19 protein-coding genes and 1 pseudogene are annotated in these 23,334 nt (G+C 73.0%); 6 read left to right on the forward strand and 14 right to left on the reverse strand.

Annotated features, from left to right (window positions below; all coding sequences use genetic code 11):
• Positions 1–19 precede the first annotated feature (19 nt).
• On the reverse strand, positions 20–2,356 hold the full coding sequence (locus ABT057_RS01280; protein WP_352340206.1) for a hypothetical protein: 2,337 nt from the start codon (positions 2,354–2,356) through the stop codon (positions 20–22).
• Between the two features lie 289 nt (positions 2,357–2,645).
• Here ABT057_RS01280 and ABT057_RS01285 point away from each other — a divergent pair, with 289 nt between their 5' ends.
• Together ABT057_RS01285 and ABT057_RS01290 are read left to right on the forward strand one after the other, a co-directional pair.
• Positions 2,646–3,476, forward strand: coding sequence for a DeoR/GlpR family DNA-binding transcription regulator (locus ABT057_RS01285; RefSeq protein ID WP_352340207.1), 831 nt, complete (start codon positions 2,646–2,648; stop codon positions 3,474–3,476).
• Between the two features lie 111 nt (positions 3,477–3,587).
• Positions 3,588–4,061 carry an SRPBCC family protein gene (locus ABT057_RS01290; RefSeq protein ID WP_352340209.1) on the forward strand — a complete coding sequence of 158 codons (474 nt, stop codon included), beginning with the start codon at positions 3,588–3,590 and terminating at the stop codon, positions 4,059–4,061.
• A gap of 31 nt (positions 4,062–4,092) precedes the next feature.
• Here ABT057_RS01290 and ABT057_RS01295 read toward each other — a convergent pair whose 3' ends face one another.
• Positions 4,093–5,232: a PLP-dependent cysteine synthase family protein gene (locus ABT057_RS01295; RefSeq protein WP_352340211.1), complete on the reverse strand. Its 1,140-nt coding sequence runs from the start codon at positions 5,230–5,232 to the stop codon at positions 4,093–4,095.
• Between the two features lie 601 nt (positions 5,233–5,833).
• On the opposite strand from ABT057_RS01295, the gene ABT057_RS01300 reads away from it, so the two are divergent.
• Both ABT057_RS01300 and ABT057_RS01305 read left to right on the forward strand, forming a co-directional pair.
• Positions 5,834–6,157, forward strand: coding sequence for a hypothetical protein (locus ABT057_RS01300; RefSeq protein ID WP_352340213.1), 324 nt, complete (start codon positions 5,834–5,836; stop codon positions 6,155–6,157).
• Positions 6,158–6,352: 195 nt separating this feature from the next.
• Entirely contained in the window at positions 6,353–6,907 is a 555-nt protein-coding gene (locus tag ABT057_RS01305) for an ATP-binding protein (RefSeq protein WP_352340215.1), read from the forward strand.
• A gap of 31 nt (positions 6,908–6,938) precedes the next feature.
• Here the strand turns inward: ABT057_RS01305 and ABT057_RS01310 are convergent, their stop codons facing one another.
• The 3 genes from ABT057_RS01310 to ABT057_RS01320 are packed head-to-tail and all read right to left on the reverse strand — an operon-like array spanning position 6,939 to position 10,533.
• Positions 6,939–9,500 (reverse strand): ABC transporter permease, encoded by a 2,562-nt coding sequence (locus ABT057_RS01310; protein WP_352340217.1) that lies wholly within the window; start codon positions 9,498–9,500, stop codon positions 6,939–6,941.
• Complete coding sequence (locus ABT057_RS01315) at positions 9,497–10,246, reverse strand: ABC transporter ATP-binding protein (RefSeq protein ID WP_352340219.1); 750 nt, start codon at positions 10,244–10,246, stop codon at positions 9,497–9,499. The genes ABT057_RS01310 and ABT057_RS01315 overlap by 4 nt, the downstream gene beginning before the upstream one ends.
• On the reverse strand, positions 10,243–10,533 hold the full coding sequence (locus ABT057_RS01320) for an SHOCT domain-containing protein (RefSeq protein ID WP_352340221.1): 291 nt from the start codon (positions 10,531–10,533) through the stop codon (positions 10,243–10,245). Before ABT057_RS01320 ends, ABT057_RS01315 begins: the two co-directional genes overlap by 4 nt.
• Positions 10,534–10,683: 150 nt before the next feature.
• Here ABT057_RS01320 and ABT057_RS01325 point away from each other — a divergent pair, with 150 nt between their 5' ends.
• Positions 10,684–11,250, forward strand: a complete 567-nt coding sequence (locus ABT057_RS01325; RefSeq protein ID WP_352340223.1) for a TetR/AcrR family transcriptional regulator — start codon at positions 10,684–10,686, stop codon at positions 11,248–11,250.
• A 186-nt stretch (positions 11,251–11,436) separates the two neighbouring features.
• Here ABT057_RS01325 and ABT057_RS01330 read toward each other — a convergent pair.
• From ABT057_RS01330 to ABT057_RS01345, 4 genes and pseudogenes are all read right to left on the reverse strand, one after another.
• Positions 11,437–11,520: pseudogene (locus ABT057_RS01330) on the reverse strand (PPOX class F420-dependent oxidoreductase); the annotation flags it as partial.
• Positions 11,521–11,597: 77 nt separating this feature from the next.
• Positions 11,598–12,491 (reverse strand): NAD(P)-dependent oxidoreductase, encoded by an 894-nt coding sequence (locus ABT057_RS01335; protein ID WP_352340225.1) that lies wholly within the window; start codon positions 12,489–12,491, stop codon positions 11,598–11,600.
• Between the two features lie 408 nt (positions 12,492–12,899).
• On the reverse strand, positions 12,900–14,144 hold the full coding sequence (locus tag ABT057_RS01340; protein ID WP_352340227.1) for an ROK family protein: 1,245 nt from the start codon (positions 14,142–14,144) through the stop codon (positions 12,900–12,902).
• Positions 14,145–14,171: 27 nt separating this feature from the next.
• Positions 14,172–14,825, reverse strand: coding sequence for an alpha-ketoglutarate-dependent dioxygenase AlkB family protein (locus ABT057_RS01345; RefSeq protein WP_352340229.1), 654 nt, complete (start codon positions 14,823–14,825; stop codon positions 14,172–14,174).
• A 66-nt stretch (positions 14,826–14,891) separates the two neighbouring features.
• Here ABT057_RS01345 and ABT057_RS01350 point away from each other — a divergent pair, with 66 nt between their 5' ends.
• The gene (locus ABT057_RS01350; protein ID WP_352340587.1) at positions 14,892–16,028 is read left to right on the forward strand and encodes a methyltransferase; all 1,137 of its coding nucleotides are present in this window, start codon (positions 14,892–14,894) and stop codon (positions 16,026–16,028) included.
• Here ABT057_RS01350 and ABT057_RS01355 read toward each other — a convergent pair.
• The 5 genes from ABT057_RS01355 to ABT057_RS01375 form a co-directional block, all read right to left on the reverse strand.
• Positions 16,015–16,851 (reverse strand): class II fructose-bisphosphate aldolase, encoded by an 837-nt coding sequence (locus tag ABT057_RS01355; protein ID WP_352340231.1) that lies wholly within the window; start codon positions 16,849–16,851, stop codon positions 16,015–16,017. The genes ABT057_RS01350 and ABT057_RS01355 overlap by 14 nt on opposite strands.
• Before the next feature lie 20 nt (positions 16,852–16,871).
• Positions 16,872–17,747: an SIS domain-containing protein gene (locus ABT057_RS01360; RefSeq protein ID WP_352340233.1), complete on the reverse strand. Its 876-nt coding sequence runs from the start codon at positions 17,745–17,747 to the stop codon at positions 16,872–16,874.
• A gap of 272 nt (positions 17,748–18,019) precedes the next feature.
• The gene (locus ABT057_RS01365; protein WP_352340235.1) at positions 18,020–20,347 is read right to left on the reverse strand and encodes an MFS transporter; all 2,328 of its coding nucleotides are present in this window, start codon (positions 20,345–20,347) and stop codon (positions 18,020–18,022) included.
• A gap of 167 nt (positions 20,348–20,514) precedes the next feature.
• Positions 20,515–22,422, reverse strand: coding sequence for a molecular chaperone HtpG (gene htpG / locus ABT057_RS01370; protein ID WP_352340237.1), 1,908 nt, complete (start codon positions 22,420–22,422; stop codon positions 20,515–20,517).
• A 100-nt stretch (positions 22,423–22,522) separates the two neighbouring features.
• The gene (locus ABT057_RS01375) at positions 22,523–23,314 is read right to left on the reverse strand and encodes a class I SAM-dependent methyltransferase (protein WP_352340239.1); all 792 of its coding nucleotides are present in this window, start codon (positions 23,312–23,314) and stop codon (positions 22,523–22,525) included.
• Between the last annotated feature and the right edge of the window lie 20 nt (positions 23,315–23,334).

Raw genomic sequence — 23,334 nt, forward strand, 5'->3', positions numbered from 1 at the left:
ACGCTCGTGATCAATACACCTAGTGCCGCGGCGCGGGGATCTCCCGGGCCAGTCGGGCGAGCAGCTTCCGGCGTTCCCGGGCGAACGTCGGATCCGCCTGGTAGTCGGAGTGGCCAAGGACGGGGGCGGGCAGCGGGTGGGTCTCCGTGCGGCCGTACGCCAGCGGGTCCGCGAGGGCCTCGCAGTCCACGCCGGGCACCCGCACCGGGCCGCCGATGGGGTCGGTGAGCCGGTAGAGGTTGCGCCAGCAGTCGATGTCCCCGTGCAGGGCGAGGAGGGCGGCGCGGCCGAAGTGGGCGGGGAACCAGCGGCCGTAGAGACGCTCGATCGGGGAGCCGTAGGTGAGCAGGGCGACCCGGCTGCGGTCGGAGGGCTTCAGCTGCCAGGCGGCCGCCGCCGCGAGGACACTGCCCTGGGAGTGGCCGGAGATGACCAGGCGGCCGCCGGTGGCCCGGGTCCAGGTGGCCATGCGCCAGGTCAGGTCCGGCACCGCGCGCTCCGCGTAGCAGGGCGGGGCGAAGGGGTGGGCGGCGCGCGGCCAGAACGTGCCGACGTCCCAGAGGATGCCGATGGTGCGCCGCGCTGAGGCGTCCTTGTAGGCGCGCCGGCCCCAGGTGACGAAGAGTATGAAGCCCAGGCCGATCAGCCAGGAGCCGAGCGCCTGCGCGGTCTGCGCGGCGCCCTGGACGAAGGGTCCGGCCCCCTGCGCGGTTCGGACCGGGGTCTTCCCGGTGGCGAAGGCTCCGACGAGGGCGCCCGCGCCGAGGAACAGGGTGCTGGTGGCGGTGACGGCGACGAGGAGGGGGCCTCGGTCGGTGAGGGTGGCCATCGCGCGGGTGCGGGCGATCCGGCCGGTGCGGGCCGGGTCGCCGGGATGGGCGTCGTACTCGCGGGCCACGGCCGTACGCTCGGCCCGGGTCAGCAGCCAGGTCCGTCGGCCGAGCAGCGCGCAGAACGCGAGGAGGACGAGGAGGAGCACGGGGATCACGGCCGCCTGCCAGGTCAGCAGCACCGGGGGACCTTCGAGGAAGGTGCCCGTGCCGTCGAGCCAGTCCGAGACACGCTGGGACACACCCCCTGACATCACCCCGCCCAGCGCGCAGGCCAGCATCGCGACGGCGGGCCCGCCGAGACCGCGCAGGGCGGGCCCCGCTTCGGCTCCGGTGCCGCTCCCGCCGGGCTCGGCGTCCGTCTCCGGCCGCCGGTGCAGTCGGTGCGCGACCACAGCGAGGACGATCACCAGTGACCCCTGGGCCAGGGCGATCCCGCCGAAGGTGGCGTCGCCGGGGAGCCGCCCGGAGGACTGCCAGCCTGGGCGGTTCCAGGCGGCGTAGCCGAGGGTGAGGACGAGGAGGGCCAGGGCGGTGAGGGGGAGGCGGTGCACGAGGTGGGCGTCCACGCGGCGGTCCAGGCGGTTTTCGCTGCGCCCGCGGCGGCAGACCACCCACACCACGGCGAGCGCTCCCGCCGTCAGCGAGGCCTCCAGCAGTCGGCCGAGCGCGTCCAGGAGCGGCGGACCGCCCGGTCTGCGGTCCTCGCGTGCCGCCGCCGTGCCCACCGCGGCGGCCACCGTCAGCAGGCCGGCCGAGGTGTGTGCCGCGCGCAGCCGGGCCACCAGGCGGCGGCCGTACCAGAAGCCGGGGCGGCTGAGCGCGGTGTGGGCGGGGCCGTTCTCGGGCTCAGGTGTGGGTTCGAGGGGCTCCTGGGACTCGTAGGCCCGCCAGGTGCGGTGGGAGAGGTACCACAGGAGGCCGGTCAGGGCGGTCGGGACCAGGGCGGCGAGGGCGAGGCGGCGGCCCGGCAGGCTCCACCAGCCGTTGTCCGAGCCGGACGGGGACAGAAAGCCGAGCCAGGTGTGGCGGGCGGCGCAGGCGGGTGTGCCCGCGCACTGCCAGGCCGTGAGGTCGAGGGCGACCTCGCAGGCCGCGGCGACGAGCAGCACGGTCAGGCTCAGCCCGGCCAGCCGTACGAGCAGACCGTGGAGGCGGACCGCGCGGGTGCCCTCACGGGCGGCCGGTCGCATCCAGTGGGCCAGGTTCACGACCATGAACGGCAGCAGCAACAGCCACAGGGCGCGGGTGCCGTTGCCGGAGGTGAGATTGGACCAGACGTAGGCCTCCGGGACGGGCCGGCCGTCGTGGTCGCCGGCGGTGCCACTCGCGTCGCCTGCTCTGCGGCTCGCGTCGGCGGTCGGGGCGTCCGCGTCGGTGTCCTCGGCGCGCCGGTACACCGCCGCGGTGTCGTCGCCGGTGATCCGTACCGTGCGCGGGTCGTCCAGCATCTTTTCCGGCGTGGTGCCGCCCACGCCGTGGACCAGAAGCTCCAGGGCCGCTCTGCCCGCAGAGGCACTTTCCACTGTCCGCTCTCCCCCGTGACACGTCGTCGTGTGTCCGTGCGGGCACAAGGATCTCCGCTTCGGAGGCCTCCTACACCTCGGGCCACCGAATCTCCCCGATCCAAGGGGCGGGAAGCGAAGTCGGTGGAGATCACGACGCTGGGATGGCATGCCCGCGTCGGGGTGGTGGCACACCGTGCGTCCGGTCGTGCGAGGATGGGACGCCCGCGCACCGCCGCCGGGTGCAGCGCCCCCTTCGTAGCAGGTGAACGGGCCCGTGGCCCCGTTCGAGGAAAGGACCGGAGCGTACGTGAGCGAGAATCAGAACCTCCTCGCGGAGCAGCGCCGCGCACTGATCCTGGACGAGGTACGGCGCCGGGGCGGCGTCCGGGTGAACGAGCTGACACGCAAGCTCGGCGTGTCGGACATGACGGTCCGCCGCGACCTCGACGCGCTGGCCCGGCAGGGCGTCCTGGAGAAGGTGCACGGCGGCGCCGTACCCGTGGTGGAGGCGAGCACCCACGAGCCGGGCTTCGAGGCGAAGTCGGGCCTGGAGCTCACCGCCAAGGAGGACATCGCGCGGGCCGCCGCTGAGCTGGTCTCGCCGGGCAGCGCGATCGCCCTGTCGGGCGGGACGACGACGTACGCACTGGCGCACCGGCTGGTGGACGTGCCGGATCTGACCGTGGTGACGAACTCGGTGCGGGTGGCCGACGTCTTCCATGCCGCGCAGCGCACCTCTGGCCCGCGGCAGGGGGCGGCGACGGTCGTGCTGACCGGCGGGGTGCGCACCCCGTCCGACTCACTGGTGGGTCCGGTCGCCGACCAGGCGATCGCGGCGCTCCACTTCGACCTGCTCTTCCTTGGTGTGCACGGGATATCCACCGAGGCGGGCCTGTCCACGCCGAACCTGGCGGAGGCCGAGACCAACCGGCGGCTCGTACAGTCGGCGCGCCAGGTCGTGGTGGTCGCCGACCACACCAAGTGGGGTGTGGTGGGCCTGAGTTCGTTCGCGGCGCTGGAGCAGGTGGACACCCTTGTGACGGACGCGGGGCTGCCGGCCGCGGCCCGCGCGGAGATCTCCGAGCAGCTGCGGCGGCTGGTGGTGGCCGGTGACTCCGGCCCGGGGGAAGACATCTGACGGACCGCCAGTTAGGGTGACGCCACCCGACGGCGTCTGACGACGTCCGATGCCGTTCCGACGCCGTTCCGACGCCACGTCGATCTGTCGACCAAGGGGGTCCGATTCACCATGGCCCGTCAACTGCGCCCGGAAGAACTTGACTTCGTCGCGACCGCCCCGGTCCGGATGGTCTTCGAACGGGACACCGCGGCTCCCCCGGACCGCGTCTTCCACGCCCTCGCCTCGGACGTCTCCGGCTGGGCCGAGTGGTTCCCGGGTGTCACGTCCATCGAGCCGCTCGACGAAGGGGCCGGCCGGGACGTACGGCTGTGGGGCGGCGGACGGTTCCGGGAGACGGTGCTCGCGGCGAAGGAACCGGAGGTGTACGCCTACCGGGTGGACGTCACCAACGCGCCGGGGGTGCGGGCGCTGGTCGAGGAGTGGCGGCTCGCGCCGGCCGGCACGGGGACACGGGTGCGGTGGACGTTCGCCACGGACGGGACGGCCCTGTTCCGGGCGGTGGTGCGGGCGGCCCGGCCGGGCCTCGGCAGGTCCTTCCGGGACGCGGTCGCCGCCCTGGACCGCCGGCTGGCCGCCCGCTAGTCGTTGACGGCCGGAGTCACCGGGGCCGGAGTCATTCGGGCAGGAGTCGCTCGGGCCAGACGCCCGTCTCCAGGAGCGAGTCGATCGCGGTCGTGTACGGGGCGATGTCCAGGCCCTGTCCGGCCAGCCAGGCGTCGGAGTAGTACTTGTCGAGGTAGCGGTCACCGGGGTCGCAGAGCAGGGTGACCACGCTGCCACGGCGGCCGGCGGCGACCATCTCGGAAATGATCTTGAGGGCGCTCCACAGCCCGGTACCGGTGGAGCCGCCCGCCTTGCGGCCGATGACCCGTTCCAGGGCGCGAACGGCGGCGACGCTCGCCGCGTCGGGCACCTTCATCATCCGGTCGACGGCACCCGGTACGAAACTGGGCTCCATGCGCGGGCGGCCGATGCCCTCGATGCGTGAACCGCAGTCGCAGGTCACGCCCGGATCGCCGGTGGTCCAGCCCTCGAAGAAGCAGGAGTTCTCGGGGTCGGCGACACAGATGAGGGTGTCGCGCTGGGTGTAGTGGACGTAGCGGGCGAGGGTCGCGGAGGTGCCTCCGGTACCGGCCGTGGCGACGATCCACGCGGGCTCGGGGAACCGCTCGGACTGCAGCTGGCGGAAGATGGATTCGGCGATGTTGTTGTTGCCGCGCCAGTCCGTGGCGCGTTCGGCGTAGGTGAACTGGTCCATGTAGTGGCCGCCGGTGTCCGCCGCGAGGCGGGCGGACTCCTCGTACATCGTGCGGGAGTCGTCGACGAAGTGGCACCGGCCGCCATGGAACTCGATGAGGCGGATCTTCTCCGCGCTGGTGGTGCGCGGCATGACGGCGACGAAGGGCACGCCGATCAGGTTGGCGAAGTACGCCTCGGAGACGGCGGTGGAGCCACTGGACGCCTCGATCACCGGGCGGTCCGGCCGGATCCAGCCATTGCACAGACCGTAGAGGAACAGGGAGCGGGCGAGGCGGTGCTTGAGGCTGCCGGTGGGGTGGGTCGACTCGTCCTTGAGGTAGAGGTCGACGCCCCAGCTGTCCGGGAGCGGGAAGCGCAGCAGGTGGGTGTCGGCCGAGCGGTTGGCGTCGGCCTGCACTTTCCGGACCGCTTCTTTCAGCCAGTCGCGGTAGCGGGTGTCGGTACGGTCCACGTCCAGGGTGGCACCGGTCCGGGTCTGCTGGGGAGTGGTCACGGCGGGCTCCTCACACGCTTCGCGCCGACGGCGCCTCGCGCGGCCGACGTTCTGATCATAGGCACCTTCCGCACCACTTCTCACCTGCATAAACACCTCTTTGATGGCCCCAAAGGCAGGGCTGGGGAGCAGGTGCGCGCTTCTGGGGGGCGCATTCAGCCGAGTGCTCCCCCGAACCTCCGTCTCCGCGCCATGCGCACTGGTGCTCGACGCCGGGCCCGGGCAGACTGCACGGCGCGGGGCGACCTCCCGACCGTGGCGAGCGGGCCTGGGCGGGGACAATGCCGCGAACCCTGCCGGGAACGCGACCGGGCCCGCGCACGGACACCGCACTGGGCGCAGGCGCAGGAACCTGGCTTCGGCCCAGGGCCCGCGCCGTGGGCCGGGCATGGCCACGGGCACCGAGCAGGAGCCCCTGACCGGGCCCGCCCCGGCCGGGGCGCGTGGGCCCCGGGGTGGGGGTCCCGGGCGTGTCGCACGAGTCACGCACCCGGGATCGGCCCCGTGTCCCGGAGCCGGGCGAAGTTCCCGGAGCCGGGAGCACACTGGATCACGGATACGAGTTCGAACATCAGGTTCGACCGCAAGGGGGCGGGGAGGAATGGCGGAGCCGGAGTTCACGGCGTCGGGCGTGCGGATCGGGAAACGGCTGCGTTCGCTCACCCGGGCCGGACAGGTCCGGATCAGCGGCGGCAGACTGGAGTTGCTGACCAGCTACGGCAGCGAGATCGACAGCGCGCCCGTGCAGGCGGTGCGCGCCTCGAAGCCCTGGTTCGCCCCGGAGGACCGGGCGCTGGCCGACCTCAACGGCAACCGGTACCTGCTGACCCTCGGCGACCACGACCCGGCCCCGGGTGAGCCGGGGCCGCCCGCGGCAAGCCGGTTCATCGAGGCAGTACGGAAGGCCGCGGGGCGAGGCCGCTGAAGCGGAGCCGGGCAGCGCGAGTTGCGCCACCGCATCCCCTGAGTCACGCTGTTCTCACGTCACTCTGGGTTTACCGGCGATAACGCTGCGAACCAGCCCGCCGGCCACGACAGCAGGCGGCCGCCTTGCGCAGCAGCTCTGCTCGATCGATCCGAACATCGTGTTCTTCCGGACCTCAGTCGGGGAGTCGCAGCCGTGATCAGCAACCCAAGCAGGCACTGCACGGTGGAGCTCCAAGCCCTGCCGTCGCGGATCGGCCAGGTCCGCAGAATCGTATCGGCGCAGTTGCGCTACTGGCATCTGGATCCGCTCATAGACCGGGCCGCACTCGGTGTGACGGAGCTGTTGACCAACGTCCACCTGCACGCCCAGCCCGACAAGACGTGCGTCGTGGAGCTGGAACTGCTGCTCGACCGGCTCACCGTCTCCGTGCGCGACCGCGATCCACGGCTGCCCGTCGTGGGTGACATGGTCGTGGGCGACATGAAGGAGGCCGCCGCACTGGCCACCTGCGGGCGCGGGCTCGCGATGGTCGCCGCGGTCAGCGAGAGCTGGGGCGCACGGCCGGACGGCGAGTCCGGCAAGATCGTCTGGTTCACCCTGCCGGCGCCGGTCACCACCCCGGAACGGTCGGCGCGGCCGCCGCGCCGTACGCCGCGTGAACCGGTCGCGCCCCTGTTCGCCGAGGTCGTGGCCGCCGACGCGCAGCGGACCGCCCATGCTCCCGCCCGGTCGGCCGTCGTCGGCTGACCGGGCGGTGACCTGCCCCTGAGGCCGTGCCTCACTCGGTGGCGATGGCCCGCAGCACGTCCATGCGGGCCGCGCTCCGGGCCGGGCGAAGGGCCGCGAGGGCTCCGGCGGCGACTCCCACCAGGGCCACCACGGCGAGCTGGACGGGTGGCACGGCGAAGGCGAACGCGCTGTCGCTCGCCCCGTCGGAGGCCCGGACCAGCACCCAGCCGAGGAAGGCGCCGAGAGCCAGGCCGCCGGCCGTGCCGAAGCCGGCGACCAGGACCGACTCCCAGCGGACCATTGCCCGCAGCTGGGAGCGGGTCTGGCCGACGGCCCGCAGCAGACCGAGTTCGCGAGTGCGTTCGTGGATCGCCAGCGTCAGGGTGTTGGCGATGCCGAGGAGCGCGATGAGGACCGCGAGGGCGAGCAGGGCGTAGACCAGGGTGAGCATCATGTCGATGCCGCCGGCCGAGGACTGCGCGTACTCGTCGCGGGTCTGGACCTCGGGGTTGCCGTAGTGCGCGGCGGCCTTCTCCACCGCCGCCCGGCCGGCGTCCGTGCTCACGCCTTTCTTGAAGGAGACGGCGATCAGGGTGTCGGCGTCCTGGGTGCGGTGCGGGGCCCAGGCGGCGCGGGTGATGACGTAGTCGCCGGCGAGTTCGGAGCGGCCGTAGACCGCACGGACGGTGAACGCCTTCTTCTGGCCGTCGGTGAAGGTGAGTTGTGCCCGGTCGCCGGTGGTCAGGTGCAGCCGGCCGGCCTCCTGCCGGGTGATCGCGATGCCGTCCGTACCGAGACCTCGCAGATCTCCTTGTACGGCGCCCAGGTCGAAGGTCCGTGCCAGGGCTGTGGGGTCGGTGACGGTCAGGGCCCTTCCCCTGCCGTCCACTTCGGCCACGCCACGGCCGAGCCCCACGGCCGTGTCGACCTCGGGCAGTGCGCCGATCGCCGGTGCCAGCCTCGGGCTCAGTCCGCTGCCGCCCGCGCCGAAGGACGGCGTGCTGACGGCGACGTCACCCGCGAAGGACCGGGAGACGGTCTGGTCCATGGTGGCCTTCAGGGAGGCCCCGAAGACGGTGAACAGGGACACCACGGCCACGCCGATCATCAGGGCGCTCGCGGTGGCGGCCGTCCGCTTGGGGCTGCGCAGGGCGTTGCGCCGGGCGAGGCCGCCGGTGATGCCGCGGAGCCGGTCGAGCGGGCCGCCGAGGACGCGCACGGAGGTGTCGGCGGCGACCGGGCCGAGGACGACGAAGGCGGCGAGGGCCAGGACCGCGCCGAGGCCCGCGAGCCAGACGGACGGGGAGACCAGGACGCCGGTGAGGGCCGTCGCGACGGCGAGGGAGATCAGCCCGCCGCCGATGACGGCGCGCAGACGGGAGGCGCCGGAGGTGTCGACGGCGGTCTCGCGCAGGGCGGCCAGCGGGGCGGTGCGCCCTGCGCGTACGGCGGGCAGCAGCGCGGAGCCCAGGCAGACCAGGACGCCGACGGCCAGGGGAAGGGCCAGCGACAGGCCGCTGATGACCAGGTCACCCTCGGGGAAGGGGAATCCGATGGCCGGGAACAGGGCCTGAAGTCCGGCGGCGATACCGACGCCGCCCGCGAGTCCGGCCGCGGAGGCGGTCACGGCGACGGCGCTCGCCTCGGCGAGAGTGGCCGCGGTGACCTGGCGACGGGAGGCACCGAGGGCCCGCAACAGGGCGTTCTCGCGGGTACGTTGGGCGACGACGATCGCGAAGGTGTTGTGGATGGAGAACGTCGCGACGAGCAGGGCGACCCCGGAGAAGACCAGGAGGAACGTGGTGAAGACCGTCAGGAACTGACTGGCGATCATGTCGGTGTTCTCCTGCGCGGCCTCCTGGCCGGTGATGGCCTCGACGCCCTTGGGCAGTACGGGAGTCAGCCGGTCGACCAGTGCGGACTGGCTGATGCCGGGGTCGGCGCGCACCACGATGCTCGCCGCCTGTCCGGGCCTGGCGGTGAGGTACTTCTCGGCGTCGGCACGGGTCATGCCGGTGTAGGTCACCTGCGCCATGCCGTCCTCGCCGCCGAAGGTCGCGAGACCGACGATCGTCACACGCACCGGGTCGGGCGTGCGCAGGACGGTGGTGTCGCCGAGCTTCAGGCCGCCCTTGTCGGCGGTGCCGCGGTTGACGACGACCTCCCCGGACCTGGCCGGGACACGGCCCTCGGCGAGCCGGTAGGGGTTGAGCCGCGCGTCGGTGATCCAGTTTCCGGCGAGGGTGGGCGGGCCCTGGCCGCCGATCGGCTTGCCGTCGCTGCCGATGAGCTGGCCGGCACCCTGGATGTCGGGGGCGGCGGCCGCCACGCCGGGTACCGCCTCGATGCCGGAGACCAGCGAGGTGTCGACCGGCCGGCGTACGCCCTGGCTCTCGCCGGGGGTGGTGATGGCGTCGGCGCCGCGGACGACGGCGTCGGTGCCGGCGGCCGCGCTGCCGAACATCGAGTCGAAACTCGCGCGCAGGGTGTCGCCCATGACGAGCGTTCCGGCGAGGAAGGCCACGCCGAGGAAGACGGCGAGGAAGGTGCCGGCGAACCGCCGTTTGTGGGCGCGCAGGGACGACAGGCTCAGCCGGAGGGACGCGTTCATGACGGCACCTCGAAGGCTTTCATACGGTCCAGGACACGGTCGGCGGTCGGGGACTCCATCCGGTCGACGAGCCGTCCGTCCGCGAGGAAGACGACGTCGTCGGCGTGGGCGGCGGCCACCGGGTCGTGGGTGACCATGACGACGGTGCGGCCGGTCTCGCGGACCGTGCGGGCGAGCAGCCCGAGCACCTCTCCGCCGGAGCGGGAGTCGAGGTTGCCGGTGGGCTCGTCGGCGAAGACCACGTCGGGGCGGCCGGCGAACGCCCTGGCCACGGCGACGCGTTGCTGCTGGCCGCCGGAGAGCTCCGAGGGCCGGTGGCGGAGCCGGTCGCGCAGGCCGACGACATCGATCAGCGCGTCGGTCCACTCGGCATCGCCACGCCCGCCCGCGAGGTCCAGCGGCAGCCGGATGTTCTCCTCGACGGTCAGGGTGGGCACCAGGTTGAACGCCTGGAACACGAAGCCGACGCGGTCGCGGCGCAGCAGGGTGAGCCTGCGGTCGTCGAGGGTGCCCAGTTCGGTGTCGCCGATGTGCGCGGTGCCCGAGGTGAGCGTGTCCAGACCGGCCGCGCAGTGCATCAGGGTGGACTTGCCCGACCCCGACGGGCCCATGATCGCGGTGAACCGTCCGGCCGGGAAGGCCACGGTCACCCCGTCCAGGGCCCGAACGGCGGTGTCGCCGACGCCGTACACCTTGACGGCGTCGGTGACGCGGGCGGCCGTCAGGGTGTCGGTCACGGTCGTCACACCGCACCGCCCTTGCGGTCGAACCGGCCGAACTGCTCGTCCAGGACGGACAGTCGCCGCCAGTACTCGTCCTCGTCGATCTCGCCGGAGGCGAAGCGCCGGCCGAGGACGGCGAGGGGCGAGTCGCCGGTGGGACGGTCCACCGGGTTCCAGGGCCCTCGGCGGCCGCGCCACGCCGTGCGGCGCAGCAGGGTGACGACGCCGACGACGACGGCCGCCCAGATCAGCGGGAGGAACAGGATCCAGGGGCCGGGGCCGCCGCCGTCCCAGTTCGCCAGGGTGTTCATCTCGGGTCATCTCCTCGGTGGGGTTCTCGTGTGCTGCGATGCCTCGAGAGTCCCGCCGGGAGGGGGTCCGGGTCGTCGTACGGCCAGCGGCAGTGCGTGTACCTCCTGGGGAGTACGGGTTCTGTAACTACTAGTATGTACACTGCGTTCATGAGCACGTCGGAGCGACTGATCGAGTCCACCCGGGAGCTCCTCTGGGAGCGCGGGTACGTGGGCACCAGCCCCAAGGCGATCCTGGAGCGGGCGGGCGCCGGGCAGGGCAGCATGTACCACCATTTCACGGGCAAGCCGGACCTGGCCCTGGCCGCGATCCGGCGGACGGCCGAGGAGATGCGGGCCACCGCGGCGGCAGTACTCGACGGACCGGGCACGCCGTACGAGCGCATCCGGGCGTACCTCACGCGCGAGCGCGACGTGCTGCGCGGCTGCCCGATCGGCCGGCTGACGATGGATCCGGACGTCATCGCGAGCGACGAGCTGCGCGAGCCGGTCGACGAGACCATCGACTGGATCCGTGAGCGGCTCGCCCATCTCGTCGAAGAAGGCCGGGAACAGGGCCAGTTCGCACCCGGGCTGGACGGCGAGGAGATCGCCGCGACCGTCGTCGCGACCGTGCAGGGCGGCTACGTCCTGGCCCGCGCCTCCGGTTCGCCGAGCGGCTTCGACGCGGCCGTCCGCGGCCTGCTCGCCCTTCTCGCACCGCGTTCCGTCGGCTAGTGCCGCATGAACGCCTTACGGGCTGAGCGACGGCTTCGGCCGCCCGGCGGTGCGGCAGTTGACCGGCCCGGCCCACGAGGAGGGCGTGGCCGCCTGTGGCGGAGGCCGGGCGGCCGGCCCGGGAGGACGGCGTGCTGCCCGCGGGCCGGCAGTGGTGATCGCCGGCCCGCGGTGCGGGTGGTGGCCTCAGGTCGACGCCTGGTCGCTGTCCTTCATCGAGCCCCAGCCGTGCTGGCGCTCGACCTCGATCCAGGCGCTGACACGGGGCCTCCTCTCGAGTACGGCGATCCGACGGTCGGCCAGGCGGTCGCACGGTCCCGAGGTCGGGCGGTCAGTCGGGCGGGCGGTCAGTCGGTCGGTGGCTTCTCCTCGAAGCTCGCGAAGTAGGCGGCGACCATGTCCTCGTCACCGTGTCCCTGAGCGGCCGCGCGTTCCAGGCGCTCCGCGCTCGCGGCCGCCACGTCCAGCCGCACACCGTTGCTGCGGCCCGCCTCGACGATGAGCCGCGCGTCCTTCGCCGCCGTCGTCACCGCGAACTGGGCCGGCGACAGCCGCCCCTCGAGCACCAGGGCGGTCTTGGCACGCAGATAGCCCATGTCCAGGGGGCCGCCCGCGATGAGGCCGAAGAACGCCTCCGGGTCGACGTCGAGGGACTGGGCGAGGGCGAGCACCTCACCGGCCGCGGCGGTCGCGGCGATGACCCAACTGTTCGCCACCAGCTTCAGGCGGGTCGCGCCGGCCGCGCCGCCGTCCTCGCCGGTCCACACCGTGCGCGCGCCGACGGCGTCGAACACGGGCGCCACCGCGTCCCGGTGGCCGGCCGGGCCGGCCGCGAGGACCGTCAGCTGTCCGGCCTCGGCGGGCTGACGGGTGCCCAGCACCGGCGCGTCGAAGAAGACGAGGCCGTGCTCGCGGGCGAAGGCGGCCAGGTCGCCGACGGCGTCGATGCCGGCGGTCGTGGACTGCACCCAGGCGGCGCCGGGGCGCAGGCCGGCAGCGGCCTCACGCATGACGTCCAGGGTCGCGGGGCCGTCGTACAGCATGGTGAGGACGACATCCGCGTCCCGGACGGCCTCGGCCGGGGTGTCGGTGACGGTGATCCCGTCGGCCGTCAGCGGCTCGGCCTTGGCGCGGGTGCGGTTCCAGGCGCGGACGGTGTGTCCGGCGCGGGCAAGGTTGCGGGCCATCGCGGCGCCCATGATGCCGGTGCCGAGGACACTCGCAGTGATCGTGTCGGTCATGGTGTCAACCTACTTCGACGCGGCGCTTTCGCGAGGCCGTCCAGCCAGGCCTGGTGATCGTTGACCATCGGGTGGGGGCGCTCCTGGCCGGTGCCGCCGCGGTCACCGTGCGTCCGGGGGCGGGAAAGTGGAACCCACACAGGCGCCGGCGCGGGCAACCCGGACGCACAGCGGCTCCGGCGGCCCCGCCACATGCACGGGCGCGGTCCGCCCGGCCACCGTCGAGCGGGCGCAACGCCTTCGGCAAGCAGCTCATCGTCGGCGCCGCGGTCACCGTGCCCCGAGGAGCCGCCGCTCAACACCCTGTTCCTCGTCCAGCGGCCCGGCGCCGACCCGGACGTGCTGCGGGCCGCCGCGGCCGTCTGGTGAGCGAGCGCCGGTAACCCGGCAGCAGGGCAGAGCGGGCGCTCAGCCGCCGCCGAGCGCCCCGAGCGGGTCGTCCAGCACCGGCTGCCATGCCAGCTCGGCCGCGCCGGCCAGGCTGTTGTGATCGAGGGTGCAGGCGAGGATGGGGACACCGCCGCTGCGACCCCAGAGGCTGCGGTCGGCGACGACGGCGCGCAGGCGTTCGGGGTCGGCGTCGAGGAGCGTGCGGTGCAGGCCGCCGAGGATGATGCGGTCGGGGTTGAGGATGTTCACCAGGCCGGCGAGGCCCAGGCCCAGCCGGTCGATCAGGGTTTCGGCGGCGGTGCGGACGACCGGGTCGCCGTACTCCGTGCGGAGCAGTTCGTTGGCCTGCTGCAGCAGGGAGCCCTCGGGGCCGGGGTCACGGCCCGCGGTCGTCAGCAGCGCCAGCGGGTCGGCCTCGACGTCCAGGCAGCCGCGGCTGCCACAGTGGCAGGGGCGGCCCTCCGGGTTGACGGTGAGGTGGCCGACCTCGAGGGCGAGGCCCGAACTGCCGGTGTGCAGACGGCCGTCCAGGACCAGCGCGCCGCCGACGCCCCGGTGCCCGGTGGCCACGCACAGCAGGTCGCGGGCGCCGCGTCCGGCGCCGTGCCGGTGCTCGGCGAGGGCGGCGAGATTGACGTCGTTGCCCGCGAAGGCGGGGCCGGTGATCCCCGCTGCGTGCACCCGCTCGGCGAAGATCTCCCGCACGGGCGCGCCGACCGGCCAGGCCAGGTGGAGGGGATTGAGGGCCAGGCCCTCGGGTTCGGCGAGCGCCGACGGGACGGCGAGTCCGGCGCCCACACAGCGGCGGCCGGTCCGCCGCAGCAGCTCCGCCCCGGCGTCGACGGCGGCCCCGAGCACCTTCGCCGGGTCGGCGTCCACCGCCTCGCAGCTGGGGGTGGTGGCGACGACCCGCCCGCCGAGGCCGACCAGCGCCGCCCGGAACCCGTCGGCGTGCACCTGGGCGGCCAGGGCGACCGGCCCTTCCTCCGCGACCTGGAGCCGGTGCGAGGGCCTGCCCTGCGACCCGGCGGCGGCGCCGGGCCGCGCGTCCACCCGGATGAGGCCGAGGGCTTCCAGTTCGGCGGCGACCGCGCCGGCCGTGGCCCGGGTGACGCCGAGTTCCGCGGTGAGCACCGCGCGGGTGGGGGCCCGGCCGGTGTGCACGAGCTCCAACGCGGGCCCGAGCGCGCCGCGCCCCCGGTCCAGCCGCGTCCTCGAGGTGGTCCCTTCCCCCGCCGGCCGGGGGTCCGCCTTGCCGCTCATGAGGGGGAGTCTCCCATGATCCGTTCGTCAGGTGGTGCCGGGCAGGCCGCTGACCCGCAGCGTCACGTTCAGCCGCCCGGTCAGGCCCAGTTCGTACGGTCCTGTGCCCGGCAGGACGCGCGGCACCCCGTGGTAGGCCGGCCGCGAGGGTCCGCCGAACACGAACAGGTCGCCGCTGCGCAGTTCCACATCGGTCCAGGGCCGGGACCGGTTCTCGGTGTTGCCGAAGCGGAAGACACAACTGTCGCCGAGGCTCAGGGACACCACGGGCGCGTCGGACTTCTCGTCGGCGTCCCGGTGCATGCCCATGCGGGCGTCGCCGTCGTAGAAGTTGATCAGCGCGATGTCGTAGGCGGCATCTGCGGTCCCGAGCGCGTCCGTCACCGCCCGCCGCCCCAGTTCGCCCAGCCAGGCCGGGAAGGGCTTCACCGGTGCGCCGTCTCCGTCGACGACCGTGCGGGCGTAGGCGTACGGATACCAGTGCCAGCCCAGGCAGACCTGGCGGGCGGTCATCGTGCCGCCGCCGGGGGTGCGGACCGTGCGCAGTCCGGCCGGGGGCCGGGCCCACTCGCGGCATGCCGCGAGCAGTTCGCGCTGCCGGTCCGCGTCCAGCCAGCCGGGCACGTGCACCGCCCCCGGCGCTATGTTCGCCCGCTCTCTGGGGAACAGCTCACCGTCCATCCGTCCATCCTCCCCCACCGGGCCTGAGCTGCGGCTCGGCTAGCCTGGGGCACGATGAACGACCGCATGACGACACCGTGGGGCGAGGTCTCGCTGGCCCGCCACCCCGAGGATCCGCGCGACCGGCTGCGCGCCTGGGACGCCTCCGACGCGTACCTGCTCAGACACCTCGCCGAGCGGGAGGTCCCGCTGTCCGGCGATGTCGTGGTGCTCGGGGACCGGTGGGGCGCGCTGGTCACGGCGCTCGCGGCGCACCGGCCGGTGCAGATCACCGACTCCTGGCTGGGCCAGGAGGCGACCCGGGCGAACCTCGCGCGCGGCGGCGTCGAGACCGGCAGCGTGCGGCTGCTCACCACGCGGGACCCGGTGCCCGAGCGCGTCGACGTGCTCCTGGTGAGGGTGCCGAAGAGCCTCGCCCTGCTGGAGGACCAGCTGCTGCGGCTGGCGCCCGCCGTGCACGCGGACACGGTGGTGGTCGGCACCGGCATGGTGAAGGAGATCCACACCTCCACGCTGCGGCTGTTCGAGCGGGTCCTCGGCCCGACCCGCACCTCTCTCGCGCAGCAGAAGGCCCGCCTGATCTTCTGCACCCCGGACCCCGAGAAGGTCCGTCCCGCGAACCCGTGGCCGTACGTCTACGACCTTCCGGACGACGTCGGGGTGCTCGCCGGCCGTCCGGTCGTCAACCACGCGGGGGTGTTCTGCGCCGACCGGCTGGACATCGGCACCCGGTTCTTCCTGCGGCACCTGCCCGAGACGGACGGCGTCCGGCGGGTGGTCGACCTGGGCTGCGGCAACGGGGTGGTCGGTACGGCGGTGGCGCTGGCCAATCCGAAGGCCGAGGTGCTGTTCACGGACGAGTCGTTCCAGGCGGTGGCCTCGGCGGAGGCGACGTACAAGGCGAACGGGGTGCCGGGGCACGCCGAGTTCCGCGTCGGGGACGGGCTGACCGGGGTGCCGGACGGCAGTGTGGACGTCGTGCTGAACAACCCGCCCTTCCACTCGCACCAGGCGACGACGGACGCGACGGCACGGCGGATGTTCACGGGCGCCCGGCGGGTACTGCGGCCGGGCGGCGAGCTGTGGGTGGTGGGCAACCGGCATCTGGGCTATCACGTGCAGCTGCGGCGGCTGTTCGGGAACTGCGAACTCGTCGCCGGTGAACCGAAGTTCGTGGTGCTGCGGGCCGTCAGACGCCAGTGAGCAGACGCACCAGCCGCTCCACGGTCGCCGCCATGGCCGCGCGTCCCTCGCTCAGGTAGGCGCGGGAGTCGACCGTCTCGGGGCCGGCGTCGAGGAACCGTCTGATCGCGCCGGTCATGGCCTGGTTGAGGGCGGTGCCGATGTTGACCTTGGTGATTCCGCCCGCGACGGCGGCGGTCAGTTCGGCGTCGGGGACCCCGGAGGAGCCGTGCAGGACGAGGGGTACGTCGAGGTCCGTGCTGAGCCGTCGGAGCAGGCCGTGGTCGAGGGTGGCGGTGCGGGTGGTCATGGCGTGGACGCTGCCGATGGCGACGGCCAGGGCGTCCACCCCGGAGCCGGCGACGAACGCGCGGGCCTCGGCGGGGTCGGTGCGGGCGCCGGGCACATGGGCGCCCTTGCCGCCGATCTCCCCCAACTCCCCCTCGATCCACAGCCCTTGGGCGTGCGCCCAGTCGACGGCGGCCCTGGTGGCGGCGAGGTTCTCGGTGTACGGCAGCCGCGAAGCGTCGTACATCACCGAGCTGAAGCCGGCGTCGGCCGCCTGCCGGAGCAGGGGGTCGCTCTGGATGTGGTCGAGGTGCAACGCGACGGGCACGGCAGCCGTTTCGGCGGCGGTGGCGGCGGCGCGGGCCAACGGGAGCAGTCGTCCTTGGCGGAACTTGACGGCGTTCTCGCTGACTTGGAGCACGACGGGCTCTCCTGCGGCCTCGGCGCCCGCGACCACCGCCTCGATGTGCTCCAACGTGATGATGTTGAAGGCTGCGACGGCGGTGCGGGCCGCGCGGGCGCTGGTCACCAGTTCGCCGGTGGTGGTGAGTGGCACGGCAGCTCCCGGTGGACCGGTCAGAGGATCACGGAGCGGGTGAGGTGGCGGGGCCGGTCCGGGTCGAGCCCCCGGGCGGCGGCGACGGCCACGGCGAGGCGCTGGGCGCGGACGAGTTCGGCGAGGGGGTCCAGTTCGCCCGGCACCCACAACGCGCCGGTGCCACGGACCTGTCCGGCCAGTCCCTCGGGCGCCGCACCGAACATCCAGGTGGCGCCGCCGGGAGCACTGACGCTGATGGGGCCGTGCCGGTACTCCATGGCGGGGTACGCCTCGGCCCAGGACAGCGAGGCCTCGCGCATCTTGAGCGCCGCCTCGTTCGCCAGGCCCACGGTCCAGCCGCGCCCGAGGAACGTGAACTGCCCGCATTCCAGGAGGCCTTCGGGCAGGGGCGCGGCGAGCGCGGTGCGGGCGTCGGTGACGGCGGCACCGGTGTGCAGGCCGAGGTGGGCGCGCAGCAGGGTGAGCGCGGTGGTGGCGAACCTGGTCTGCACGACGGACCGCTCGTCGGCGTAGTCGAGGACGACGACCTGGTCGGCGGCGCGCACGACCGGGGTGTGCGGATCGGCGGTGATCGCCGTGGTGCGGGTGGCTCCCCCGAGCAGGGCGAGCAGGTCGAGCACCTCGGTGGTGGTGCCGGAGCGGGTCAGGGCGACGATCCGGTCGTAGCGGCGGTGGTGCGGGAACTCGGAGGCGGCGAAGGCGTCCGTCTCGCCGTGTCCCGCGCCCTCGCGCAGCGCGGCGGCGGCCTGGGCCATGAAGTACGACGTCCCGCAGCCGACGATCGCGACCCGCTCCCCCGGCGCCGGCAGCTCCTTTCCGTACCGGGCGGCTTCGTTCGCCGCGCGGGTCCAGCACTCGGGCTGGCCGGTCAGCTCGTCCTCGACGTGGCTCATGGCGCACCTCTCCCCGACGGTGATTCCTCCTGTAACATAGGGCCGGGCCGCGTCGGCCGCGACCTCCGGCTGTCGTACGCCGGTGCGTGGAGGCCGGGATCGCGTCGTCGCGCGGACAGAGCTCGGCCGCCCCGCCGATGTCGGCCCTGTTTCCCGAAGCCGCCGTTCCGGCGATCGTCCGCCGCCGGCTCGGTGCTTCTGCGACCTCCTCGGCCGGGAACCCGCACGTCCCGCCGGCCAGAGATCCGAACGCGTGACCCGCGAAGACGGAACTAGTGGCCCGTGTGGGCGAGTTCGATGTCGTGGTCGTCCACGTCGCCGTCGGCGAGGCTGATCCCGGCCGCCCGGGGCGGGTAGCCCGTCGCGATGACGGTGTACGGGCCGCCGTCGAGGTCGGAGAAGGCGTACGCGCCGTCGCTCCCGGTCGTCGTGGAGGCGACGACGTTCCCGGCGGCGTCCACCAGGGTCACCCGGGCGTCACCCAGCGGCGCCCCCGCCCCGCGCACCGTGCCCCGGACGTACGCGCCGGACCGCAGCTCGACGTCGACCCGGGTGACGCCGGTGGTGCCGACGTCGACGGGCAGCGCCACCGGCCGGTGCTTGGGCGAGCTGACCGCGAGCGTCACCGGCCCGGGTACGAGGTCGACGACGGCGAACTCGCCCATGCCGTTGCTCTGCGCGGTCGCCAGCACGTCCCCGCGCACGTCCGTGACGATGACCACCGCTCCGCCGACGGGCGCCCCGCTGTCGGTGGAGCGCACCACTCCGGCGAGCCCGCTGCTGCCGCTGAGCAGCACGTCGTAGGTCACCGGCGTCGCTCCGACCACGACGGTCGTGGCCTGCGGCTGGTGGCCGTCGGCGGCGGCGATCAGCACGTACGTGCCCTCTCCCGGTGCCTGGACGGCGAACGCCCCCTCGGGATCCGTGACCGCGCGGCCCAACTGCCGTCCGCCCGGCGAGATCAGCGTCACCGCGGCCCCGCCCACCGGCACGCCCTCGGCGCCCCGCACCTGTCCGCGTACCGGATGCCCGCCGCCGCCCGGCTCCCCGTCGGCGAGCCCCGGCACCGTCGCCACCAGATCGGCGACCGCACGGGCCAGCGGCACGGCGACGGCCGCCCCCACGGCCCGCCCGTCCGGCTCGGCGGCCTCCGGAACCTCGCCGGCAGGCTCTTCCCCGGCGGCGCCCTTCCGGCCGGGAATGAACGCGGCGACCAGCAGTGCCAGCACCGCCGCCGCGGAACCCACCGCCATGACCACCTTGAAGCCGTTCTCGGAGGGCAGCGCGGTGCTGCCGAACGTGGTGGTCATCTGGGCCAGGATCACTCCGGCGACGGCGCTCGCGGTGGAGGTTCCGATGGACCGCATCAGGGTGTTGAGGCTGTTCGCGGCGGCCGTCTCGGCGGGGGCCACCGCGCCCATGATGAGCGAGGGCATCGCCCCGTAGGCGAAGCCGATGCCGGCCCCGATGACGCAGGAGACCAGCACCAGCTGCCATACGGCGTCCATGAACACGACGCCCGTCCCGTACCCGGCGGCCACGATCACCGCGCCGAGCATCAGGGTCACCTTCGGGCCCCGCGCCTTCGACACCAGCGCGGAGAGCGGCGCGGTGGCCATCATGACCAGGCCCGTGGGGGCCATGACCAGCCCCGCGGCCAGCAGCGACTTGCCCAGACCGTAGCCCGTCGCCTGGGGCAACTGCAGCAGCTGGGGCAGCACCAGGGACATCGCGAACATGGAGAAGCCGAAGGCCATCGAGGCGAGGTTGGTCACCAGCACCTGACGGCGGGCGGTGGTCCGCAGGTCCACCAGCGGTTCCCTGACCCGCAGTTCGAACAGGCCCCACGTCAGCAGCACGACGACCGCGGCGGCGAACAGCCCGAGTGTGGTGCCGCTGCCCCAGCCCCAGTCGGCGCCCTTCGATATGGCGAGGAGCAGACAGATCAGCCCGGCCGCCATGCCGAGGGCTCCCACAAGGTCGAAGCGGCCGCCGGTGCGCACCTGGGACTCGGGCACGAACAGCGGGACCAGCACGAGGGCGACGGCGCCGAGCGCGGCCGAGGTCCAGAACAGCATGTGCCAGTCGAAGTGGTCCGCGATGAGCGCGGCCGCGGGCAGCCCGAGCGCGCCGCCGATGCCGAGGGAGGCGCTCATCAGCGCGGTGGCGGAGCCGAGCCGTTCGGCGGGAAGTTCGTCGCGCATGATGCTGATGCCGAGCGGGATGACCCCGGAGGCGAGCCCCTGCAGGGCCCGGCCGACGATCATCGGCGCGAGGTTGTCGCTGAGGGCGGCCGTGACCGATCCGGCGATCAGCATGACCAGGCTGACCAGCAGCATCCGCCGCTTGCCGTACATGTCGCCGAGCCGCCCCATGACCGGGGTGGCGACGGCGGCGGCGAGCAGGGTGGCGGTGACCGCCCAGACCGTGTCGGAGGCCGGGGCGTCGAGCAGCTCGGGCAGTTCGGGGACGATCGGGATGACCAGGGTCTGCATCAGGGAGACCACGATCCCGCCGAAGGCCAGGACGGCGACCACGGGGTTCGCCCTCGGCGCCGGGGGCTCCCCCGTCTCCGCGGGCCGGGGGTGCGCTTGGGTCATGGGTCGGGCCTCCGTGGGGGGATGCGGGTCTGCGCGACTGGACAGCATCGTAGGCCTGTTGATTGACTCAAGCAACTAGAATTTTTGGTGCTCGGAGCGTGAAGATTCCGGGCGGGGAACCGGTGTCCCCCGCCCGGAATCAGGCATCAGGCATCAGGCATCAGCGACTAGAGCGCCCGCTCCAGGTGGTCCGCCACCAGCTTCACGAACCGGCCCGGCTCCTTCGGCCGGCCGCCCTCGGCGAGCACCGCCAGACCATGCAGCAGTTCCGCGGTCCCGGCGAGACCGGTGCGGTCCTCGCGCTCCTTGTAGGCCTCGTTCAGGCCCTTCACGAGCAGGTGGCCGGGGTTCAGTTCGAGGATCCGCGGCGCCTTCGGCACCTCCTGCCCCATCGCGCGGTACATGTTCTCCAACGCCGGGGTGAGGTCGTTGGTGTCGGAGACGATGCAGGCCGGGGAGACGGTCAGGCGCGACGACAGCCGCACTTCCTTGACGTCGTCGCCGAGCTGCTCCTTCATCCATCCGAGCAGGGCGGCGTACTCCTCGCCCTGCTTCTCCCGCTCGGCGTCGGCGCTCTCGCCGTCCTCGCCGCCGAGGTCGACCTCGCCCTTGGCGACGGAGCGCAGCCGCTTGCCCTCGAACTCCCCCACCACGTCGACCCACACCTCGTCGACGGGGTCGGTGAGCAGCAGGACCTCGATGCCCTTCGCGCGGAACGCCTCCATGTGCGGCGAGTTCTCGATGGCCTCCCGGGACTCGCCGGTCAGGTAGTAGACGTCCTCCTGACCGTCCTGCATCCGCTCCGCATAGGCCTTCAGCGTGGTCGGTTCGTCCTCTGCGTGCGTGGACGCGAAGGACGCGGCGCCGAGGATCGTGTCGCGGTTGTCGGTGTCGGTGAGCAGCCCCTCCTTCAGGACGGCGCCGAACTCACCCCAGAACGTGGCGTACTTCTCCGGGGCGGTCTCCCGCAGGTCCTTGACCGTGGAAAGGATCTTCTTGGTGAGCCGGCGCTGCATCATCCGGATGTGCCGGTCCTGCTGGAGGATCTCGCGGGAGACGTTCAGCGAGAGGTCCGCCGCGTCGACCACACCCTTGACGAAGCGCAGGTAGGACGGCAGCAGCGCCTCGCAGTCGTCCATGATGAAGACACGCTTCACATACAGCTGCACGCCGCGCTTGTGGTCCCGGGTGTGCAGGTCGTGCGGGGCCTGGGAGGGCAGGAACAGCAGCGCCTGGTACTCGAAGGTGCCCTCCGCCTGGAGCCGGACGGTCTCCAGCGGCTCGCGCCAGTCGTGGCTGATGTGCTTGTACAGCTCGTGGTACTCGTCGTCGGTGACCTCCTCGCGCGAGCGCGCCCACAGGGCCTTCATCGAGTTCAGCGTCTCGGGCTCGGGCACGGAGCCGTCCGAGTCGTCGTCGCTCTTCTTCGGGACCGTCCTGATCGGCCAGGTGATGAAGTCCGAGTACCGCTTGACGATCTCCCTGATCGTCCAGGCGGAGGTGTAGTCCTGCAGCTTGTCCTCGTCGTCGGCGGGCTTCAGGTGCAGGGTCACCGAGGTGCCCTGCGGCGCGTCGTCGACCCTCTCCAGGGTGTACGTGCCCTCGCCGCGCGAGGACCAGCGGGTGCCCTGGGTCTCCCCGGCGTGCCGGGTCACGAGGGTCATCTCGTCCGCCACCATGAAGCCGGAGTAGAAGCCGACTCCGAACTGCCCGATGAGCCCCTCGGCACTGCCCCCGTCCTGCGCCTCGCGCAGTTCCTTGACGAACTGGGCCGTCCCCGAGTTGGCGATCGTGCCGATCAGGCGCCCGACCTCGTCGTACGACATCCCGATCCCGTTGTCCCGGACGGTGAGCGTACGGGCCTCGTCGTCGGTCTCGATCTCGATGTGCAGGTCGGAGACGTCGGCGTCGAGCGCGTCGTCCTTCAGCTTCGCGAGGCGCAGCTTGTCCAGCGCGTCGGAGGCGTTGGAGACGAGTTCGCGCAGGAAGACGTCCTTGTTCGAGTAGACCGAGTGGATCATCAACTGGAGCAGCTGACGGGCCTCTACCTGGAACTCAAACGTTTCGGTCGGCATGGTTCGCGTGTACCTCACAGGTTCCGTGGTCGCGTGGACGGTGGTGGTGCACGGCGGTGCACCGGTGAGGCCACTTTACAAAGGCCGGGCCGGGTCGGGATCAGCGTTCTTCCAGGTCGTCCGCGCGGGTGACGCGGAGCTTGGACTGCCCGTGCGGGAGCGCCTCCCAGTCGTCCATGAAGCGGGCCCGCAGCCCGTGCTTCTCCGCGAGGGCGACGAGGGTCTCGGTGCGGTAGTAGAAGTCCTCCCGCAGGACGTGGTGCTCCTCGCCCTCGGTGCGGTCGAAGGTGAAGTCGAACCAGCCGCCCGGCGCCAGCACCCGTCCGACGTTGGCGAGGCACTCCTCGACGACCGGCAGCGGGGAGTGCGAGAAGACGCTGTGCGCGTGGACGACGTCGAAGTGGGCGTCCGGCAGGAACCGCAGCGTCAGGTCCCGCACGGGGGTGAGGGACGGCAGCCGTTGCTGCAGGCCCATCTCGACGATCGTGTCCTGGGCGGCGACGAGGATGTCGGGCGAGATGTCGACGCCGTGGTAGTGGCCGGGCTCGAGGTGCCGGATGAACCGCCAGCCGCCGCGCAGGTTTCCGCAGCCGATCTCCAGCATGCGGTGTTCCGGGCGGAGCCCGTGGCCGACGAGGTAGTCGAACTGCATCGCGCCGAGTGCCAGCCACCGTTCACGGCTGCGGCTGCCGACCGCCGCGTCCGGGTTCGCCCGGGTGTCGGAGCGCATCACGGCCCGGTAGTAGGAGATGTGGTCGGGGTGGCGGTGACGCAGCCACAGGTCCCGGGCGGAGCGGGCCAGATGGCGGGGCACGCGGCCGGGGTGGCGCAGGGCGTAGCCGACGCGGTGGCCGAGGGAGGCACGGTTGGCGGTGAGGTTCTTGGCGGGCATGGTCCGGCGCCTTTCGAGGA

Origin of the sequence: Streptomyces sp. NPDC002588 (assembly GCF_040295925.1) — a bacterium.
Classification (GTDB): Bacteria; Actinomycetota; Actinomycetes; order Streptomycetales; family Streptomycetaceae; genus Streptomyces.

Bases quoted from the DNA above. Each gene is read 5' to 3' on its own strand.
- ABT057_RS01290 (WP_352340209.1), top strand. From the start codon at position 3,588: ATGGCCCGTCAACTGCGCCCGGAAGAACTTGACTTCGTCGCGACCGCC.
- ABT057_RS01300 (WP_352340213.1), top strand. From the start codon at position 5,834: ATGGCGGAGCCGGAGTTCACGGCGTCGGGCGTGCGGATCGGGAAACGG.
- ABT057_RS01310 (WP_352340217.1), bottom strand. From the start codon at position 9,500: ATGAACGCGTCCCTCCGGCTGAGCCTGTCGTCCCTGCGCGCCCACAAA.
- ABT057_RS01320 (WP_352340221.1), bottom strand. From the start codon at position 10,533: ATGAACACCCTGGCGAACTGGGACGGCGGCGGCCCCGGCCCCTGGATC.
- ABT057_RS01325 (WP_352340223.1), top strand. From the start codon at position 10,684: ATGAGCACGTCGGAGCGACTGATCGAGTCCACCCGGGAGCTCCTCTGG.
- ABT057_RS01335 (WP_352340225.1), bottom strand. From the start codon at position 12,491: ATGACCGACACGATCACTGCGAGTGTCCTCGGCACCGGCATCATGGGC.
- ABT057_RS01340 (WP_352340227.1), bottom strand. From the start codon at position 14,144: ATGAGCGGCAAGGCGGACCCCCGGCCGGCGGGGGAAGGGACCACCTCG.
- ABT057_RS01345 (WP_352340229.1), bottom strand. From the start codon at position 14,825: ATGGACGGTGAGCTGTTCCCCAGAGAGCGGGCGAACATAGCGCCGGGG.
- ABT057_RS01350 (WP_352340587.1), top strand. From the start codon at position 14,892: ATGACGACACCGTGGGGCGAGGTCTCGCTGGCCCGCCACCCCGAGGAT.
- ABT057_RS01360 (WP_352340233.1), bottom strand. From the start codon at position 17,747: ATGAGCCACGTCGAGGACGAGCTGACCGGCCAGCCCGAGTGCTGGACC.
- ABT057_RS01365 (WP_352340235.1), bottom strand. From the start codon at position 20,347: ATGACCCAAGCGCACCCCCGGCCCGCGGAGACGGGGGAGCCCCCGGCG.
- htpG (WP_352340237.1), bottom strand. From the start codon at position 22,422: ATGCCGACCGAAACGTTTGAGTTCCAGGTAGAGGCCCGTCAGCTGCTC.
- ABT057_RS01375 (WP_352340239.1), bottom strand. From the start codon at position 23,314: ATGCCCGCCAAGAACCTCACCGCCAACCGTGCCTCCCTCGGCCACCGC.